Source organism: Vibrio sp. 1CM7H (assembly GCF_023161645.1).
In the GTDB taxonomy this organism is placed as follows: domain Bacteria; phylum Pseudomonadota; class Gammaproteobacteria; order Enterobacterales; family Vibrionaceae; genus Vibrio; species Vibrio diabolicus.
In genome coordinates this window covers 1352368-1367101 of the sequence record NZ_JALNTV010000001.1, presented here as the reverse complement: position 1 = coordinate 1367101, position 14734 = coordinate 1352368, and the positions used below count along the sequence as shown (strand labels likewise).

The window sequence follows — 14734 nt, the reverse complement described above, 5'->3', positions numbered from 1 at the left end:
ACAATACTGCCTTACTGGAAGATACATGAAAATCAAACCCCTCCCACCTTTAAATAGCCTCGTTGCGTTTGAAGCGTCGGCGCGGCACTTGAGTTTTACGTTAGCCGCTGACGAGCTAAACGTGACCCAAGGTGCTATCAGTCGCCAAATTAGACAATTAGAAGAATACTTAGGCAAGGCTATGTTCACGCGAGCCAATCGAAGCATTAACTTAACGCCTACAGGTCTTCAATATTATCAAGCTGTCAGCCAATCTTTGCTCGATATTGCTCAAATCACGGGTGAAGTGAAGAAATGGCAGGGCGAACAAAAGATCACGGTTGCGACGACAAACGCAATGGCCGCTTTGTGGTTGTTGCCTAAGGTCGCTCAATTTCAAAATGAACATGATGACATCGATATAAGGATATTGGCCTCAGATAATGTGTTGGACTTACGCCGATTAGATTGCGATATCGCCTTGTTTTATTGTCGCACTCCACCTGCGGAAATGGATGTGACAACGCTATTTTCGGAAGAAGTATTCCCTGTGTGTAGCCCGCTTTATTTAGAGAAAATCGGCCAGCCTAGTGAGCCAGAAGAAATCTTCAATAAAACGTTACTCTATCTGGAAGAGTCTCAAAGAGATTGGGTGAATTGGGAGCAGTGGTTTGCGAGTGTGGGGTTGCCAAATATTTCGCCTCGTAATCGCATGAACATCAATAACTATCCAATGCTGTTACAAGCGGCAATTAATGGTCAGGGCATCGCGTTAGCCTGGGGCTCATTAGTGGACGACTATTTACAAAGCGGCGCTTTGGTTAGGCCAGTCGAGCACGTGCTTTCAACACCTTCCAATTTTTCTATGCTTGAACCTAAAAATAGAGGTTTAATCCCAGCCAGCGTCAAACGTTTTAGAGAATGGCTTTTGCATCAGTTGCCAGATGAGGTGGGTGATCGAGGCTTAGCCTAAATCAATAAGCAGAGAAAAGAACAGAGTTTGGTAATGTTAAAAAAGCGGGAATATCAGTTCCCGCTTTTTTAATTGATTGATGAAACGACGCACTAACTTAGTACTGGTCCCTGATTAAGTGTGGAATCATCTTTTAGTGAGGATGTTGAAGCGATAGGCTCGGAAGCCACAGTTTTGCTTTCAACAAGCGGTTCAACAGGACCATCAAGTTTCTCTTGCTCTGGGTGAACATGCTCAGGAAGCATTGCCCATGGCTTAGGCTCGCGTCGAATACTATGAAATAGCGTTAAGCTCATCACCGCGATAAAAATGGCGATAGGGAAACCAGCAATAATGGAGGCCGTTTGCATTGCTTTTAACCCTCCTGCATATAGAAGCACTCCCGCAATGGCGGCGATCATGATCCCCCACAATACGCGTATAGACGTAGGAGGCTCACTGTGTCCAGCGGCATCGAGGGTACATAGAACTAAGGTACCCGAGTCAGCGGAGGTAATGAAATAAGTACCGAGTAATAAACACGCAAGTACGCTAAGTAGTTTACCAAACATACCTGTATCTAGATTGTCGAATAGCGTAAACAAAGCGCGTGTCGTATCGGCTTTAGTCGCTTCAAGAATCGGGCCGCCAGAAAAATCTGCAGGTGGTGTTTGTTTTGCTTCTTGTGCCGCAGTGACTTGCTCTTGATGAGCAACACGAGCGTCTTGCTCTACCTTCAACGCTGCGCCACCAAATACTGAAATCCATAAAAACGTGATCAGCGTGGGTACGATGAGAGCACCGCCGATAAGCTCACGTATTGTGCGCCCTTTAGAGATACGAGCCACAAACATGCCAACGAAAGGTGCCCAAGTCATCCACCAAGGCCAGTAATAAGCCGTCCACCAGTTTTGCCAGCCAGAGTCATTCTGTGCATCGCTCCATAAGCTCATACCGACAATGTTTTGTGCATAAAGCCCCGTGCTTTCAAGTAGCGTATTTAAGATATAGCGAGTTGGGCCAATATAAAGTACGACCAGCACGAGTGCGAGTGAAAGCAGCATGTTCCATTCTGATAAACGGCGAATACCTTTCCCTACACCAGATAGCACCGACGCAACCGCACAAGTACAAAGGGAAACGATAATAAAGAGTTGAATCCCCAAACTAATGTCTAGACCAAAGGCTTGATTCAAACCAGAGTTTATTTGGATAACTCCCATCCCCAAGGTTTGAGAGATACCGAAAGCAGTCACCGCGACTGTTAGGATATCAACCGTGTGTCCGATAGGCCCATAAATACGATCGCCAATCAAAGGGTACAAGATAGAGCGTAGGGTAAAAGGCAGATCTTTACGGTAGGAAAAGTAAGCTAATGCGAGTGCAACAATGATAAAGACAGACCAAGGATGTAGACCCCAGTGAAAGAATGTCAGTTTCATTGATGTTGTTGCGGCTTCATTGGTCAGGCCTTGAGTAAATGGGTTGTCAGCGTAATGCCACATCGGTTCGGCGACCGACCAGAAAATTAAGCCTATCCCCATGCCTCCGGAAAAAAGCATGGATACCCAAGACAAATAACTAAACTCTGGTTTTTCGTCATCTTTACTCAAACGAATATGTCCATATCGACTAACCATAAGATAAAGAAGAAAACCGACAACGAGTGAAACAAGTCCGATGTAAAACCACTTCATATTCTGCAGCAAAATGCCGGAAATCGTTTCGAAGTATTGGCCCGCTTGGTTGGCGAGAATGGCGCAGAAAAGTACAAAACCGCTAACGACGATCTTTGATGCGATAGTCACAGTCGGATTGAGTCCTTTCAATATCCCAGATGTTGCTCTCATAGGCATCCCTCACAGTGCTTTTGTTTTAGCGTTATTGTTTGTTGCGTTATTGTTAATTTTTGAAAGAGAGTAGAGAGAGGGCTTTTGTGTTTCAACTGATTAATACTCATCGGTTAATGAGTATTAATCATGACAAGAAGAACCTTGTTAATTAAAAGGTTATTTTGTTGTTTGAGATCAATGCATGAATGACAAAAACTCATCCAAACCCGGCGAAAAAGTCGTTTGTTTGTTGCTGGGTTGTTAATCAAAATCATCTCCACTAACACAACACGATGTTGTACGCACTGGATGCAACTCGACTCTCGGAGATAAGAATATGAGCAATGTCAACCAAACCATTATTCCTGTTGAACTTGTTGATAATGCACTGAACCCAATCAGTGAAGCAACAGGGATGCCGAATCAGGCCTACACCAGCGAAGAGTATTTTACCTTTGAGCGTGATCAGGTGTTTGGTAACACTTGGGTATGCATTGGTTTTGCATCAGACCTGCTTAAAAATGGTTATGTGATGCCACTTGATTTCATGAATCTTCCACTACTCATGATGAGAAATCGTCAAGGTGAAGTCCAAGTCTTCCACAACGTATGTAGTCATCGTGGTATGAAGCTGGTGCATGAGGCAGGCGAAGTTCAAGGCATGATTCGCTGTCCTTACCATTCATGGACGTACGATCTTGACGGTAATCTAAAAGGCACACCACACATCGGTGGTATCGCAAAACACAAAGATGACCGATTTAAGTGTGAAAAACACGGCCTTAAGCCACTTCGTTCAGCCGTTTGGATGGACATGGTATTCGTTAACTTATCGGGCAATGCAGAAAGCTTTGAAGATCATATCGCGCCACTAGAGCAACGTTGGCAGCAATTCTTAGGTGAAGATGGGTTAGGGCTTCTTCGCCGCGTGAACATGGGTGGCAACTTAGAGATCGAAGTGAAAAGTAACTGGAAGCTTGCCGTAGAAAACTACTGCGAGGCTTACCACTTACCTTGGGTGCATCCGAGTTTGAACAGTTATTCTCGCCTAGAGGATCACTACAACATCATGTTTGCAGAGCGCTTTGCTGGTCAAGGTAGTCTCGCGTACAACCTTTCTGATACAGCAGGAACACACTTACCTAAATTTCCAAGCTGGCCAGAAGATAAACTGCGTCATGCAGAATACGTTGCACTCTTTCCAAACGTGTTGCTTGGTATTCAAGCCGATCATGCCTTTGCAATGATGATTGAACCAATCACTGCGAATCAGAGTGTTGAGCACCTACGTGTTTTCTATGTGGGTGATGAAGCAACGAAAGATGAGTTTGCTGCGTGTCGTACCGCTACCGTTGAGTCGTGGCGAGTCGTGTTCGGCGAAGATATTGGAGCGGTCGAAGGTATGCAGGAAGGTCGTTACTCACCTGGCTTTAGTGGTGGCGTGTTCTCACCAGAAATGGATGTTCCGACGCATTTCTTCCAAACCTGGTTGGCAAAGCAAGTGAAAGCGGCACTGGAGCAGTAAGATGATGCATTACCTTAATTATATTGATGGTGAGTGGTGCGATTCAGAGCAAGCGCTGACCGTCATGAATCCTGGCACAGCCGAAGCGTATGCGACGATTGCAGAAGCCACTATCACCGATGCCGATCGCGCAATGGCAGCGGCACGCCGAGTGGTCAATCAAGGCCTTCTTTCGGACGTTCGTCCAGCCGTCAGAACCGAGTGGATGTTAAAAGCCGCCGCAGCTATTCGTGAAATGATTGATGAAGGTGGGTTAGTTGCCTGTCGTGAAAATGGGAAATCTTTGCAAGATGCCAAAGATGAGTTTTTAGAATCGGCACGTTACTTCGAATACTACGCTGGCATGGCCGATAAGCTGGAAGGCACGTCAATTCCGTTGGGTAAAGACTATGTCGACTTCACTCAATATGTGCCGTTTGGCGTGTCGGTGCAGATTGTGCCGTGGAATTTCCCTGTCTCTATTTGTGCACGCTCATTGGCACCTGCATTAGCTGCTGGTAATGCAGTGGTGATCAAATCGCCAGAGATTTCTCCACTTGCCATGACGTTGTTGATTAAAGCGATTGAAAAAGCGGGCTTCCCAAAAGGCACGATTAACTTGCTATGTGGGAAAGGCTCAGTCGTTGGCAGCCACTTGGTGCAGCATCAAGAGGTCGATCAAATTGTCTTTACAGGTTCGGTACCGACCGGCCAACGCATTCTGCAAGATTCAGCGCAACGCGCTACTCCATCGGTGATGGAGCTGGGTGGTAAATCGGCTGCTATCGCACTGAAAGATGCGAACCTCGAAACACTTTTGAAAAGCGTTCAGGTCGGTATTTTCTTTAACGCTGGTCAAGTTTGTTCGGCAATGTCTCGTTTGCTGATTCAAAAAGAGCGTTATGAAGAAGTAAAAGCGGCGGTAGTGGAAATGGCAAAAAGCCTAACTATTGGTCAAGGCGAAAGCCAGCCGGACATCACACCGTTGGTATCTGCTGATCAGCAAGCACGCGTGCTTGAAATGATAGAACAAGCAAAAGCCGACGGCGCGAATATCCTAACCGGTGGCTACGCACCTGATTTATCGGGCTATTTTGTCGCTCCAACAGTGATTGAAGCCACGCCAGATATGCGCATTGCACAAGAAGAAGTGTTTGGTCCTGTGTTGGTGATTACACCGTTTGAAACTGAGCAAGAAGCAATCGAAATCGCGAATGGCACCGATTTTGGCCTGGTCGCTGGTGTCTTTGGTGAAAGCCTAAACCAAACATTGCGTGTGGCGCAGCAACTGCGTGGTGGGCAAGTGTTCATCAATGAATGGTTTGCTGGTGGTATCGAAACACCATTTGGTGGCGTGGGCTTGTCCGGTTTTGGGCGAGAAAAAGGACAAGAAGCGATTTATAGCTATGTCCAGACACGCAATATTGCCATTCGTTTGCAGCAAGACAGCAACGTATAGCTACCGTGTAACTTGATTTTCATCACCTCGCACCGGCTTGGATTTCAGACCACAAGCTAGGGCGAGGTTGATGGAATCGCTACAAATCTGACAGTGGTTTGTAAACACGGAAATTCTGAACAAGGTAGTTGGAGTAAAAGTGATGAGAAAGTGGCTCTGTATTATTTGCGGCTTAATCTATGATGAAGCACAAGGTTGGCCATCCGATGGCATTGCACCAGGAACAGCATGGGAAGATGTGCCGGATGATTGGTTATGCCCCGACTGTTTAGTGGGTAAGGCCGATTTTGAAATGATCGAAATCACCGACGATGAGCCAGTAGAAGAGGTCGCGGCAGTGTCTTCGGTATCGGTAGGATCGTCTGTTCAGCCAAATTCGGCTCAGCCACTTCCATCTGAAGTCACTCAACCTATATTTTCAGCTGACCCTATCGTTATCATCGGTAGTGGCCACAGTGGTTACCAGTTGGCAGCGGCACTTAGAGCGCAATCTGAAACGGTTCCGATCACTGTCTTTACCGCTGATGATGGCGCACTGTACAGCAAGCCTGCCTTGTCTAATGCACTGGCCATGAAGAAAGATGGCGACGCGCTACAAAGTGAGAGCGCGTTGGAGTGGGAAAGCCGTCTCAATGTCCGCGTTTACCCGCATACCCGCGTTGAAAAGATCGAGCGTGCCAATTCAACGCTACACACCTCTATCGGTAAATACGCCTACAGCCGTTTGGTACTGGCAACAGGTGCATCACCGATTGAAATCCCAATTGAGGGCGATCGCTCTTGTGTTATGAGTGTGAACGACTTAGTTGATTACCGCCGTTTCAGAACCCAGCTACAGAACAAAAAGCGCATCGCAATCCTCGGCGATGGCTTAATTGGCTGTGAGTTCGCGAATGACCTGATCGAAGGCGGCTATGAAGTGACAGTTATCGGGTTAGGTCAATGGCCAATGGAGCGTTTGATCCCGCAACAGTTGGGTGAATCATTACAAAGCGCACTTGCAGATCGAGGCGTGCAATGGGCTCTACAAGACAGTATCGCCAGAATCGAGCCAAGGTCCGAATCCAGTGCGGTTTTACATCTGAACAGTGGCAAGCAGATTGAAGCAGACCTAGTGCTAAGCGCGGTTGGACTCAAGCCAAATGTATCGCTGGCTGAGCAAGCAGGGCTAGAAGTAGGCCGCGGCATTAAAGTAAATCAATTTGGCCAGACGAGTGATGAGAATATTTACTCGCTAGGCGACTGTGTTGAAACGGAGCAAGGTTGGCAGCCGTATATTGCGCCGATTAATCAAATGATTCCTTCCGTAGCGAAAAGCTTGCTAGGCGATGTCGCGTCAATCTCGTTAACGCCAACTCCTGTGATTGTAAAAACGCCGATTCTTCCACTCACTATTTTCCCGGTTGCCCCGAACGAACTGGGACAATGGTACATCGAGAGTCAGGCAGATGAATTGACCGCTGCGTTTTATTCTCCTGAGGGAACGATGCTTGGCTTTGCGTTGCTAGGAAGAAAAGTACAGTCATTACGTGGTCCTTGGCTAGATCAATTGTCATTGAAACTGTCAGCAGCGTAACGGAGAAAGAAGATGATTCATTTACCCAATGATGATGCAACATGTGGTTGGTACCATGCGTTGCCAAGTATTGCAGAAAAACCAGCGTTAAAAGGTAAACAAACTGCTGACTATGCCGTGCTAGGTGCCGGTTTCGCTGGGCTAGCTATGGCAAGACGTTTAGCTGAGCTTCAGCCTAACGCACGAATTATACTGATTGATGCGCAACGTATCGGCCAAGGGGCGTCAGGGAGAAATTCGGGCTTTGTGATCGATTTGCCTCATAAGTTTTCACTTGAGCATCCCGACCCTGAGCACAAACAAAAGTTATTATCGCTCAACCGTTCTGCGATTGCTCAGCTGGACACTTTAGTGTCGAAGCACAGTATTTCTTGTCAGTGGTCAGCAAAGGGCAAATATCAAGGAGCCGTAGGGGCGCGCGGTGAAGCGTATCTCGATCACTTTGAGCACCTAATGAAAGACCTTGGCGAACCATACTTCCATGTTAATGGTAGTGAGCTGGCGAAAGTCTTAGGGACAAATTACTACAGCCGCGCAATTTACACGCCAGGTGGTTATTTAATGCAACCTGCTGCTCTGGTGCGTGGGCTAGGGGAAAGCCTTCCAGAGAACGTCGAGGTGTTAGAAAACTCGCCAATCCGCAAACTCAGTAAAGAAAACGGTTACTGGGTATTACATGGAGATAGTGGTTCTGTTGAAACCACTGAACTGTTACTTGGCACCAGCATTTTTACTCGTGAGTTTGGTTACCTTAAAAACAGATTACTGCCAGTGATGACGTTTGCAAGCTGGACGCGTCCATTGACCGACGCAGAAATGCAACGATACGGAGGTGAGCTGAATTGGGGTTTAACTCCAGCAGATCATGCGGGAACGACGTTACGTATGACCGCCGATCGACGTATTTTGATCCGAAATACTTACAAACACGTGCCGAAGTATGGCTCAAGCATGAACGATAAAGTCAGAGATCAAATCCGAGACGATCATCGTCAAGTCTTTTTGGCGCGTTACCCAGAGCTGGCCGACGTACCATTTACTCACACATGGGGTGGGGTATATGCCATCTCTCGTAACTTTACTAACTTTTTTGGTCAATTAGATGAAGGTGTTTATGCCAGCGCTTGTGACAATGGTGTTGGTGCTGCGTGGGGAACCATTTCTGGAACGCTGTTAGCTGACTATGTCGTTGGTGCGACATCTAAATCATTGGATGACATACAGCAAGTGACAGGAATGCCTTGTTTGAATCCGCCAGAGCCTTTTTTAGGCATGGGAGTAAAAACGCGTATCCAATTAGCAAAATGGCAAAGCCGGAGTGAGTTATGAAGCAAGTCAAACTCGTTGATAGTAAAAACCTAGATTTTAATGTTCGTGGTGATACGCCGGGAATGGCGTACGTAGCCCGAGCGTTAAGCCCGGAAATTTCACCAAACATTGGCGTAGGCTTTGCTAAATGGGAAGGCGCTCAAGTGGCTTGGACGGTGCTTTATGATGAGGTTATTTTTGTGATTGAAGGCTGTTTCGAGCTGACCGCAAACGGTGAGACACATTTTGTGCACCCAGGTCAGATGCTGTGGATCCCGGAAGGAACCGAGCTGGTTTATGGTGGGCATGCCCTGTTCGGCTATGTGGTTCATCCAGGAAACTGGAAAGAGCTACACGGGATTGAATGATTTTTTTACAGACGAGACAACGACTTGAAGTTCTACTCGTGCTAAATCAAAAATCGTTCACAGTGTATGTGAGCCAAATCAACTCGCCCGTTAAGGGCGTGTCACCGAAGCCTCCTTCTTGAAGTCATTAGGGTATATACATCAGTTTTAACGATAGCCATATCGAGATGCTTGGTATGGCTTTTATCGTTAAGGATAATAATCTCATTGGATCAAGGGGTATATAATCGTTAAATTGCACTTGCGACATCTTTGCGCTGTGACTGGCAATTCAAACTATTGTTTTAGCCAATAGAAACACTAAAAATTATCCACCAAATAATACGTTACTGAGTCTGGCCGTTGCATTTACGGCTGCCTATTTCGCAGCCGATGATTATTACTTAATATAAGAACTCACCATGCACACTCGTCGTGAACGCGTACTTGATCCCTTTCATCGTCTAACGGTATTTACAGATAAATGGCGACTTGGATCTAAATCTTATCTTACTGATCTCGCTTCTATTGCCTTATTGCTGTTACCGCTGACGCTATCTAACGCACTTGCCATCTTTCTTGGTCACGCTTCTAGAATCCTAGGGGTGTCAGAGGTTTCTCAGTTATTGTTCCATCTTTCTGATATTTTAATCAATTTATATCCCACAGCGTTTTGCATTGTGGCTGGTTACTATTTATCGCATAAAGTGAACGTGTCGAGCGCGATTATCATCATTTATTCGTTGGTCATGTTCTATTTAATTTCAATAGAGAATGACAGCCTTTCTAGTAATTACATGTTGCCGAATAACCCGTTATTAGCACTCTTTAGTGCAACGGTGTCATACGTTTATTGTAAAAGTTTCCGAATTGAGCTGCTTGATCCTCAAGCAATGGATTTCTCTTCTCGTCTTTTTAAAAATGTCTTACATTTTTTCGTATTCGTTTTATTTGCGGTTTGCTTATCTCATGTCACCGCAGCGGTGATGAATGCTTTTACTACAACAGTGGCTGGACTTAACTTTGATCCGCTGACGTTCACAGGAGGATTATTTTATCAATCCATCTTGAGCTTATTAGGAGCAGCGGGCATTAATGGTCACAACATGTTGTTTGCCATCAAGCAGCAAATATACGCTGCGACCGAAGCCAACATGGCTGCTTGGCAAACAGGCGAAGCGTCGCTTAACGTTATTAGCCAAGGTTTTTACGACGCATTTTTATCCATGGGCGGGTCAGGGAATAGCATTAGTTTACTCCTGTGTCTGTTATTGTTCGCTAAAGAGCGCAATCATATTTTACTGGCGTTAGCGGCAGCACCATTGGTGATGTTCAACATCAATGAAGTGCTGCTATTTGGCTTGCCTATCATCTTTAACCCTATTCTGGTGGTCCCATTTGTATTAGTACCGCTGGTAAGTTTTATCATCACCTACTGCGCGATTACTTCCGGCTTAATTGCGCCTATTGAAAATATTGTGAACTGGATGACACCTCCTCTGTTGAGTGGTTATGTTGCAATGGGGCATCAGGTTCAGGGGGCGATACTTCAACTGGTGGTGATTGCGATTGGTGTACTAATTTATCGACCTTTTTATCTAGCCTATGCAGGCAAATATGGGGGGCAACTTGGTGTAAGTAATACTTACAATGGTTTAGAACAATCCCTATTTAAATCACTACTCAGTAGTGTGAAAGATGCGAACACATCGAGTATCAGCAAGTCATCCGCGCAGAAGCGTTTAACTTCCATTCTTCGTGAAGGCGAGTTGGTGATGTTTTATCAAAAGCAGCATTCAACAAAGGATGCGGAACAGTATTCTTACGAAGCGCTTATTCGATATAAAGATGAAGATGGAAACTTACTTTCACCAACGTTTATTGAAGATTTTCACCGGTTAGATGCCATGCCACTGCTCGATAAATTAGTACTCGAAAAGGTGTTGTCGGATATGAAGGAAATGGGATTATCTGAGCAGCGAAGAGTGGCCATTAATGTTTCTGTTGCTACCATTCAACAAGTGGATTTTGTTCAGCATTTACAAGGCAGGTTGGTCTATTTTGGAATCCCGGCTGAATGGCTTGAAATTGAAATTACTGAAGAAGCCGTATTAGACAATGAAGTTTCTTTAACTAACACCATGAAAGCTCTACAGAGTATGGGAGTTCGTATCACAATGGATGATTTTGGTACGGGCTACGCATCGTTTCCTCATTTGTTCAAGTATCCATTTAACAAGATTAAGCTAGACAGATCGCTGCTATTGGACGCTAACGATCATCGTGGACGGCAACTGTATCGATTGGTTGCTAAGTTAGGACATATTGCAAATTGCGAGGTCGTAGCGGAAGGGGTGGAAACGCAGTCTGACTATGACTTTGTGCGGTCAAGTGGGGTTGATAAAGTTCAAGGTTTTTACTTAGCAAGGCCTGTACCTTTGGATGAGATTATCCATCGACGTGCTTAACTAAGGTGCAATAAAAAGGGAAGCGATGGCTTCCCTATAGTGAGTCTTGTTTTGACTTTGTTAGCTCTTATTTGAACTCAAATTTACCCTGCATGATCGCCCAGTGACCAGGGAACGAGCAGAAGAATGAGTAGTCGCCACCAGCTTTCATTTTTTCAGTGCTGAAAGTAATGCTGGTGCTTTCACCGCCGCCAATCACTTTTGTGTGAGCGTATACACGGTCGTCATTTGGCTTCACGTAATTGTTTTCTGCACCTGCTGCCATGCCGTCCGTACCTACTGCTTGTAGATTAGCGGTATCTGCGATAACGACGTTGTGACCCATTGATTGTGCAGGCATTTTACCTGTGTGGTTTAGCGTCAGTTTTACTTCTTTACAAGTGGCTGGAACGCTCAGTGTTTTAGTAGAAAACTGCATCATATCGTTAGCATCTAGGGACACTTCACACTCGGCACTGGCTTGGGCACCAAAGCTCATTCCTACTAATGCGAAGGTTGCTGCTAATAAACGTAAAGACATATAACACTCTCCATTTTATATTTTGGGCTGACTTGGATTAATCTCATCCAATAGTTCTCATTATCAGCCAATTTTCACTCGAAAAACGTGCTTCAAGCGGTATATTGACGTTTTGTTGCAAAGTTGTACTGGTTAGTTCCACTATTTGATCACTCATAGGCCCTATTTCATGCGATGGCGTGAGGTAAATCAAAAAAGAAAGGAATACGCTCCGTACAGAGATTAGGTCTATCTTATTAAGCCTTTGGAGCAGTATCTTGGCATTCATTAGAAGTAGATTAGAGAAGGTGAGAGGAGAGGTTCAAGTATAAAAAAGCTCAGCCAAATTGCTGAGCTTTAACAGTTAGAGCGGCAGTTGACGTTTAGCGATTTTGCTTCAACGCATCTAACGCTTCATGTAATGACGGCACGATGAAATGACCAAATTGTTTTACCTCTTCGCAAGGTTCAACTAAATCCGGAATCTGATAAGTAACCATATTCGCTGCCACGGCTGCGCGAACACCGTTATTGGAATCTTCAAAGGCCAAACATTGGCTTGGTTCTACATCCAGACGATTCGCTGCCAGCAAATAGATTTCTGGATCGGGTTTACCGTGGTTTACCTCGCAGCCTGTGGTGAGGTTGTCGAAGTACTTACTCAAACCCGCTAATTCCAGTTTGATTTTCGCTACCTCCTTTGCCGTAGAAGTCGCTACTGCGATTGGTAAGCCTTGTGCTTTCAGCCATTCTAGCAGCTCAACAACACCATTTTTCACTGGGATGGCTTGGTGTTTGACGACAGCATTGTAACGAGTACGCCATTCATGATGCAGGCGGTCTAGGTTCTCACCGTAGGCTTTGCGGAAAATTGCTTCAATACCTGCCGCATTGCGACCAATGATCGACAGGTAAACATCTTCATAAAACGGAAGGTTTTGGACTTCACATGCTTCTTGGAAAATACGCATACAGACGCGCTCAGTATCAAGGAGCAAACCATCCATATCAAAAATAGCAGCTTGGTAGTTCATTACATTACAGACTTTTCGATTGTGATGGTGCATTTTGACATAAGCGAGATAGATTTTCTTGCGGAATTCAAACCGTCCGTATCCTTTTTTACTTTATACCTAACCGTTTGGCTAAGCGGTGTAAATTACCATTATCGAGTTCTAACTGACGTGCTGTTGCAGCCCAGTTTCCTTGATTCTGCTCTAGTGCTTTTATAATCATGGCTTTTTGGAAGGTGTCAGTGGCTTGCTTTAAACCATCGTCTGACAGTTCAAATGAAGAGCTAGGTATACCTGACTCTTCAGTGGTGGGCTGATTGTTCGACGCTTTGATATCGAAATCTTGTTCCACCAATTCGATATCCAGCGATTGATTTCTAGCTTTGGCAAGCACGCCCGCTCGTTTGATGACGTGTTCCAGTTCACGCACGTTGCCCGGCCAAGAGTAATCTTTAAGTGCTTGAACTAGAGTGGGAGAGAGTCGAATACTGTTCAGCCCCAACTTGCTGCGTAGTTGCTCTGCAAAGAAACCAGCCAGTAGCACGACATCGTCTTCACGTTCACGAAGTGGGGGAACATGAAGAGGGAATACACTCAAACGGTGGTACAAATCTGCTCTGAAACGGCCAGCTTTTACTTCTTCATGCAGAACACGGTTCGTTGCCGCCACAATGCGTGTGTTGACTCGAATATGTCGGTCATCCCCAACACGCTGGATATCGCCATATTGCAATGCGCGAAGTAGCTTGGCTTGCAACTCCAGAGAAAGTTCGCCAACTTCATCCAAGAATAGTGTGCCGCCGTCGGCTTGCTCGAACTTACCCTTGCGATTACTGATAGCACCAGTAAAAGCACCTTTGATATGACCAAAAAGTTCACTCTCTGCGACAGATTCAGGTAACGCGGCACAGTTTAAGTACACCAAGGTATTATTGGCTCGGTGAGAGCGATGATGAATTGCGTTTGCGACGAGCTCTTTACCAACCCCTGTTTCACCCATTATCAACACTGATAGCTCGGTATCTGCCACCGCATCGATTTGCTCTTGAAGTGCTTTCATCCCAGCCGATTTGCCAATGATTTCGTTGCTCAAGGTGCGTTTCTCAGTGTAAGACTCACGTGGCAAGCTTGCTTGTGTTTCTAACTGCTCCAGTAGTAGAGCAGTGTGCAAGCCCCCCGCGGCTAACGCACTTACAAAGCGTAGTTCTTGATTGAGTAAACCATCGAACTGATTCGGGTCGAAGGCATCAATAGTGATCGCGCCAATCAATTGATCGTCGATCAACAAAGGGAGACCAATACATGAATGGACGTGCAGCTTGTCGTCGTGGTTCGGAATTAACCCGTCATAGGGATCGGGTAAGTCGCTATTCGATGGAAACCGTACGATATCGCCAGCGCGTGCAATGGCTTCCAATCTCGGGTGTTGGTTTATAGAAAAACGGCGTCCCAATACTTCCTTTGCTAAGCCATTGATAGCCAGCGGCTTAAAGTGCTGATCTTCATACAAAAGAAGAGCAGAAGCATCACATTTTAATATCTCGCGAATCGTTGTTAATAAGGTATCAAATCGAGCTTGCCGAGTGAGCGCTGAATTTAGGTCTTGCGTGATGTGTAGCCATTGCGCGATTAAAGAAGTCATAGCCAATACCAATTGTGTCAATATGACTATTGTAGTGTCTTAATGACAATTTTCAACTGTGTCTAAATGACAGTTTTTAAAGTTTTATTTTAATTAAATTATTGAAATATATGGCAATTAAAAGTTGGCATGCCCAGTGCAGTACAAGAAGAAAT

11 protein-coding genes and 1 pseudogene are annotated in these 14734 nt (G+C 45.4%); 8 read left to right on the top strand and 4 right to left on the bottom strand.

Features of this window, described 5'->3' with window-relative positions; translation table 11 throughout:
• Positions 1-25: 25 nt before the first annotated feature.
• Positions 26-952 carry a LysR substrate-binding domain-containing protein gene (locus MSG33_RS05990; RefSeq protein WP_005392445.1) on the top strand — a complete coding sequence of 309 codons (927 nt, stop codon included), beginning with the start codon at positions 26-28 and terminating at the stop codon, positions 950-952.
• Positions 953-1044: 92 nt separating this feature from the next.
• Here MSG33_RS05990 and MSG33_RS05985 read toward each other — a convergent pair whose 3' ends face one another.
• Positions 1045-2781 carry a BCCT family transporter gene (locus MSG33_RS05985; protein ID WP_248380234.1) on the bottom strand — a complete coding sequence of 579 codons (1737 nt, stop codon included), beginning with the start codon at positions 2779-2781 and terminating at the stop codon, positions 1045-1047.
• Between the two features lie 319 nt (positions 2782-3100).
• Between MSG33_RS05985 and MSG33_RS05980 the strand changes: the two genes are divergently transcribed.
• The 7 genes and pseudogenes from MSG33_RS05980 to MSG33_RS05950 all read left to right on the top strand — a co-directional run bounded on the left by MSG33_RS05980 (position 3101) and on the right by MSG33_RS05950 (position 11425).
• Positions 3101-4288 carry an aromatic ring-hydroxylating dioxygenase subunit alpha gene (locus MSG33_RS05980; protein ID WP_248380232.1) on the top strand — a complete coding sequence of 396 codons (1188 nt, stop codon included), beginning with the start codon at positions 3101-3103 and terminating at the stop codon, positions 4286-4288.
• A 1-nt stretch (position 4289) separates the two neighbouring features.
• The gene (locus tag MSG33_RS05975) at positions 4290-5726 is read left to right on the top strand and encodes an aldehyde dehydrogenase family protein (protein WP_248380230.1); all 1437 of its coding nucleotides are present in this window, start codon (positions 4290-4292) and stop codon (positions 5724-5726) included.
• 142 nt (positions 5727-5868) lie between these two features.
• A pseudogene (locus MSG33_RS05970) lies at positions 5869-6030 on the top strand (rubredoxin); the annotation flags it as partial.
• A complete protein-coding gene (locus tag MSG33_RS05965) occupies positions 6019-7302 on the top strand; it encodes an FAD-dependent oxidoreductase (protein WP_237309053.1) in 1284 nt (427 codons plus the stop codon). The pseudogene MSG33_RS05970 and the gene MSG33_RS05965, both read left to right, overlap by 12 nt.
• Before the next feature lie 12 nt (positions 7303-7314).
• Positions 7315-8631 (top strand): FAD-binding oxidoreductase, encoded by a 1317-nt coding sequence (locus MSG33_RS05960; RefSeq protein WP_134646012.1) that lies wholly within the window; start codon positions 7315-7317, stop codon positions 8629-8631.
• Positions 8628-8978 carry an ethanolamine utilization protein EutQ gene (locus MSG33_RS05955; RefSeq protein WP_025768531.1) on the top strand — a complete coding sequence of 117 codons (351 nt, stop codon included), beginning with the start codon at positions 8628-8630 and terminating at the stop codon, positions 8976-8978. Before MSG33_RS05960 ends, MSG33_RS05955 begins: the two co-directional genes overlap by 4 nt.
• 401 nt (positions 8979-9379) lie before the next feature.
• Entirely contained in the window at positions 9380-11425 is a 2046-nt protein-coding gene (locus MSG33_RS05950) for an EAL domain-containing protein (RefSeq protein WP_248380228.1), read from the top strand.
• Positions 11426-11492: 67 nt separating this feature from the next.
• Here the strand turns inward: MSG33_RS05950 and azu are convergent, their stop codons facing one another.
• From azu to norR, 3 genes are all read right to left on the bottom strand, one after another.
• Positions 11493-11945, bottom strand: a complete 453-nt coding sequence (azu, locus tag MSG33_RS05945) for an azurin (protein ID WP_005392455.1) — start codon at positions 11943-11945, stop codon at positions 11493-11495.
• 362 nt (positions 11946-12307) lie between these two features.
• Positions 12308-12958: an HAD family phosphatase gene (locus tag MSG33_RS05940; protein WP_225461277.1), complete on the bottom strand. Its 651-nt coding sequence runs from the start codon at positions 12956-12958 to the stop codon at positions 12308-12310.
• Positions 12959-13046: 88 nt separating this feature from the next.
• The gene (gene norR / locus MSG33_RS05935) at positions 13047-14579 is read right to left on the bottom strand and encodes a nitric oxide reductase transcriptional regulator NorR (RefSeq protein ID WP_248380226.1); all 1533 of its coding nucleotides are present in this window, start codon (positions 14577-14579) and stop codon (positions 13047-13049) included.
• Positions 14580-14734 lie beyond the last annotated feature (155 nt).

Excerpts from the sequence above, each read along its gene's own strand:
- MSG33_RS05990 (WP_005392445.1), top strand. The coding sequence starts at position 26 with ATGAAAATCAAACCCCTCCCACCTTTAAATAGCCTCGTTGCGTTTGAA.
- MSG33_RS05985 (WP_248380234.1), bottom strand. The coding sequence starts at position 2,781 with ATGAGAGCAACATCTGGGATATTGAAAGGACTCAATCCGACTGTGACT.
- MSG33_RS05975 (WP_248380230.1), top strand. The coding sequence starts at position 4,290 with ATGATGCATTACCTTAATTATATTGATGGTGAGTGGTGCGATTCAGAG.
- azu (WP_005392455.1), bottom strand. The coding sequence starts at position 11,945 with ATGTCTTTACGTTTATTAGCAGCAACCTTCGCATTAGTAGGAATGAGC.
- MSG33_RS05960 (WP_134646012.1), top strand. The coding sequence starts at position 7,315 with ATGATTCATTTACCCAATGATGATGCAACATGTGGTTGGTACCATGCG.
- MSG33_RS05950 (WP_248380228.1), top strand. The coding sequence starts at position 9,380 with ATGCACACTCGTCGTGAACGCGTACTTGATCCCTTTCATCGTCTAACG.
- MSG33_RS05940 (WP_225461277.1), bottom strand. The coding sequence starts at position 12,958 with ATGAACTACCAAGCTGCTATTTTTGATATGGATGGTTTGCTCCTTGAT.
- MSG33_RS05980 (WP_248380232.1), top strand. The coding sequence starts at position 3,101 with ATGAGCAATGTCAACCAAACCATTATTCCTGTTGAACTTGTTGATAAT.
- MSG33_RS05965 (WP_237309053.1), top strand. The coding sequence starts at position 6,019 with ATGATCGAAATCACCGACGATGAGCCAGTAGAAGAGGTCGCGGCAGTG.
- MSG33_RS05955 (WP_025768531.1), top strand. The coding sequence starts at position 8,628 with ATGAAGCAAGTCAAACTCGTTGATAGTAAAAACCTAGATTTTAATGTT.
- norR (WP_248380226.1), bottom strand. The coding sequence starts at position 14,579 with ATGACTTCTTTAATCGCGCAATGGCTACACATCACGCAAGACCTAAAT.